This is a genomic window from Dysosmobacter segnis, from assembly GCF_014297285.1.
Taxonomy (GTDB): Bacteria; Bacillota; Clostridia; order Oscillospirales; family Oscillospiraceae; genus Oscillibacter; species Oscillibacter segnis.
Window position 1 is genome coordinate 1 of record NZ_JACOQI010000054.1, and the last position, 4,268, is coordinate 4,268.

The 4,268-nt window shown below is 52.6% G+C and carries 4 protein-coding genes; all 4 read right to left on the reverse strand.

Features of this window, described 5'->3' with window-relative positions:
- Positions 1–1,089, reverse strand: a 1,089-nt coding sequence (locus tag H8Z83_RS18635; RefSeq protein ID WP_187016403.1) for a radical SAM protein, incomplete at its 3' end; no start/stop codon positions are given.
- A gap of 21 nt (positions 1,090–1,110) precedes the next feature.
- Complete coding sequence (locus tag H8Z83_RS18640) at positions 1,111–2,118, reverse strand: hypothetical protein (protein ID WP_187016404.1); 1,008 nt, start codon at positions 2,116–2,118, stop codon at positions 1,111–1,113.
- Positions 2,119–3,177 carry a protein kinase family protein gene (locus tag H8Z83_RS18645; RefSeq protein WP_187016405.1) on the reverse strand — a complete coding sequence of 353 codons (1,059 nt, stop codon included), beginning with the start codon at positions 3,175–3,177 and terminating at the stop codon, positions 2,119–2,121.
- Positions 3,161–3,892 (reverse strand): hypothetical protein, encoded by a 732-nt coding sequence (locus H8Z83_RS18650; protein WP_187016406.1) that lies wholly within the window; start codon positions 3,890–3,892, stop codon positions 3,161–3,163. The genes H8Z83_RS18645 and H8Z83_RS18650 overlap by 17 nt, the downstream gene beginning before the upstream one ends.
- Positions 3,893–4,268: the final 376 nt, after the last annotated feature.

A 4,268-nucleotide genomic window follows, 5' to 3' on the forward strand; every position in this document is an offset into this window, starting at 1 on the left:
CCCCCCCCCCCCCCCCCCCCCCCCCCCCCCCCCCCCCCCCCCCCCCCCCCATTTTAGATGTGTATAAGAGACAGGTTCGATGATGCGAGGTGCCAAAGACTTCATCTTCTTGCAGTGGCGCTCCACCTGACCCAGTCGTTTGGTATCAGCGATGGTTTTCTTGCAGCCGTTGCAGATGATAAACATCGGGCAGATATTGCAGCTTTCTTTCATCGAGTGCAGTTCGATTTGGTTTTGCAAAGGCGTGAAGAACTCACCTTTCATTTCCTTATCGAAGTCGATCGGGTATTCGCCGTCGTCACCAAAGCTGCCACACGAGTAGTAGTTCTCACCCGGCTGGATCGCGCGGATGCCACTGTCGCAAGTACGAGACAACGGACACGTCGTCTGACCGTTACGCAAGCGCTTAGTCATCTGTTGTGTGTTGTATTCCCACTCGCCTAAACCAGCGTCGTAGATCTCGATGTATTTCTCGTAGATGTCCGCTTGGGTGTACATGCGGTTCCAGCTACCCATCGTGGTACCACGGTTCACTACTTCCGGCCCTGAGGCACTGACGTAGTTGATCTTGGCCACCAGACCTAAACGCTTAGCCAGCTCCACCGTTTGCAACACGGTGTGTACGTTCTCTTCATCAATCACGCTGATAAAGTCAGGACGCTTGCCGACCATCTCCAACATCATGTCAGAGATCTTGAGGAATTCTTCTTCGGTAAAAGGAGTACCGTCGCCTTTCAACCGAGCATTGCCGTACTGGAACGATGTCCCCACACCCACACGCGGGTGACGGAACAGTTCTACCCACATCTCAGGCTTCTTGTAGAACGCCCAGAGGTTAGTGGTAAACGAGATGCACGCCTCAGAACCGAGACGATCCAGAATCTCAATCATCTTCCAGTAGTAGCTTGGGGGCATCATCAGTGGATCACCACCGTTGATGATCAGCGTACGGGTTTCTGGAAAACGTTTGATGAACCGTTCGATTGCTTCCAGTTCCACAATCTCCTTCGGGTCTTCCGAAAGGTGGGTACTGGAGCAGAAGGTGCACTTGAAGTTACACTTCACGGTTGGCTTGATAATCAGATCCACGGGGGTATCCTTAATGCGGGGCTACAGGATTTGGTCAAACATTTCTTTGATCTGACACTCAGTGGAGTCCGTCTCAACGAAGCTGTGGTGCAAGAAGCACCGTAAGCCGCAGCGTTGGTAATACTCACAGGCCAAACAACCATAGTGGTTTAAGAAGCGTTCTTCCGCCTCGTGCTTAGCCTTCAAACCAGCCCCTTCATCGAGGATGGCATCTTTACCCGCTTCTGACCAACACGTCGTTACAACGCCATCTTTATTGATGATCTTTGTTGAACGGCAGGTGGTGTCATTGAATCGGTTTTCCTTCCACGCTTTAATCGGGTAGGAGTTGGGGTACTTCTTATCCAGCGCCAAGTAGAGCTGACTGATGGCCGCTTCGGTCGGCTGGTGCTCTTCGTAACGTTCCGAGGGTATGTAGTGGTCGAAGTACACATCGAAGTCACGGCACAGCCATTCAAACTCTTTGCCTTCGTTGCCCGTGAGGAACAACTGGATGTTCTGCCGCGTGATCACCACGTTCACAGTGTCCACGTACGGCTTGACCACTTTCAGGCTACGCAAGAACAAATCTCGGTTAGCCGCCGTGAAGCGACCCGCTGGATCGTACGAGGTGGCCAGACACACTGTTTGCTGTCGGCTAGCCTCAGTACGGAGCATGGTGATTAAACGCATCACCCGGAACAAGTCACTGTAGACCAAGTTCGTGCCCCACACCAGCTTGGCTCGCTTAAAGTGACGGAGCAACAACTGTCCCGACATTAAGTAGTAGCCAAACATCCAGTCAGGGATATTGTCCGAGAACAACTCCCCACCGGTCATGTTGATCACGATCGGGGCTTCGGGATCACCATTCTCAATCAGGGTGTGAACCTTTTCAAGAATGGCGTCAGCATCTAGCCCTACTTCCGAATCGTGGTCTTGGTGACAGAACGAACACCGCAGGTTACACTTCTCAAAGAGAATCAAGTGTGCCTCTTTGGTGTTACCTTTCTTCTCTTGGAGGACGTCAACTAGCGGTATCAGGTTCATTTAGGCTTTCTCTTGGAAACACTCGTGCAGGTCACTGGCATCACGGCCCAGTAGGTAGCGGAGCAGGTTCTCGTCGTACTTACCGGTGTCACGGTTTGGCAGAGCCAGTCGCTTGGGACCCCGGAACATCGTGTGGACGTTCTTCAAGCAGTTGTCTGGGTCTTCCCAGTCACCACCATTTTTGAGCAGCTCCAGTACCAAGCGGCTCCGACCAGCAGTCGGTCCTTCGTCGCAGTGTTCCAGCAGCGGGATCATTTCTTCCAGCAGCCCAAACATCCACGCATCAGAAGGACGCAGTTCAAACAGACCCGGTTTCAAGAACACTGGGTTGTTGGTGAAGTTGAAACCTACAGCCCCTTGGAACACAGTCGGTGCATCGAGCAACGTCTGCATGTCGCAACCGGCGTAGTCCCAGTTGGCAGGGTCAGTGATCATCCGGCCCCAAACGTCCAGCACGTCATGCGTGTTAGCCAGCGCAATGCGCCTGAGGATGTTCAGGAGCGTTTTAGGCAACGTACCGACATCACCGGTGGCAATCAGACGAGCGACGCGCCACTCAAGCGATAGGGACTCAGGATCGCTAGCGACCACAGACGTCATGGCAGCCTGGTTCATGTCCTTGTATTCAAACAAGGAGTCGATCACCTTGGTGTTGATGTCTACCCCGGTGAAGGCGTTGTTGTCTGTCACACCGTATTTGGTCAGTGTGGTGTTAAACGTCGCTTTCTTGCAGAGCAGAATCCAACGGAAGGTTTCCAGATCCACGTTCGGGAATACGCACTTGACCAACATGCCGTACAGGCGCAGGTAGGTTTCGTTGTCGCAGTACACGAAGGTCTTCTTGTCCGACTTCAGTGCTTCACCGAAGATGTACTTGAAGGTCACAGGATCGAGGTGATCCAGCGTGGTGGAATACCAGAGTTGCTGACCGATGGTGGTTTCGTGTTTGTCGAAGTGGACATACTCGTAACCGATGGTCGGGGAAATCGTGATGTGATCGTAGCGCCGGTCAAGCCTGCGTTCAGTATCAACGTAGACACTGTTAAACAGATGAAACATGAGAGATCTCCTTAAGCGCTGGAACACACGCCTGCTCAACTGCTTCCATCGCGGGGATGATAGTCAGCTCACTGGTTTGTTCGTCCAACCCACACAGCAGACCCAAGAACAATGGGTTCTCTTTCACTGCGAAATAGGTGAACAGGTTTTGGCCTGCAAACACGTAGTCATCGAAGAACGTACGGTTCCACGTGATCATCGACGGATGAATCCCTTCAATCAAGATCGGGAACAGCTCGTGTTTGATCAGGTGGACGAAGTTGATACCCACCACCCCGTCGTCGAGGTCTTGAGGGAACTCTTCGACCATCGGTTTGAATTGCTGGTTGATGTACATGGTGTACAGCAACAGAGAGTTGACCCGGCGTGTCCAACGCTCCAAAGCGACCATGTTGCGGGCAATGAAGTCACCCACTTCGATGTTCAGCTTGTTAGGCTTGCCTTGGTATTCGAGCAGGACATTGATCGCCAAGTCTTCCAAGTCCGACACGCTCACCAGAGTGGGAATGTTCAGGTACTCTTCCAACAAGGCGAGGGCCTGGTCTGGGTCCTTGATCTGCAACTTGCACTTGATGTCCAGATTACTCAGGTAGGTAATCAGGATCTTGCCTTTGAACTTACTGTTGTCGTAGTCAATGACGAACTCAACGTTCTCAGTGAACTTACGTTTCAGGTCAGGCAAGGCAATAGGGGCGGTGGTGTAAATTGTTTCCACGGGGAGACTCCGAATTAACGACGACCACGGGCTGAGTGGCAGCTATCATGGCAACTGGCATGGCACACGACGTTCGAGTGACAGCTATCGTGACAGCTTGTGTGACACACAACGTTGGAGTGGCAGCTACTGTGGCAAACCGGGACGTTGGAGTGGCAGCTTGAATGGCAGACTGGCACGTTCGAGTGACAGCTTGAGTGACAGCTAGTGTGGCAGTGGCTACTGGATTTCTCCAGCGCTACGTTGCGACACTGAGTGACGTAGTTGTCATACAGACGATCCACCGCAAGGTTGAACTTGCTCAGGCTCAACACCGCGTCTTTGGAGATTTCCGGCAACGGCACCACTGAGGCGATGCTGTCTCTTATACACATCT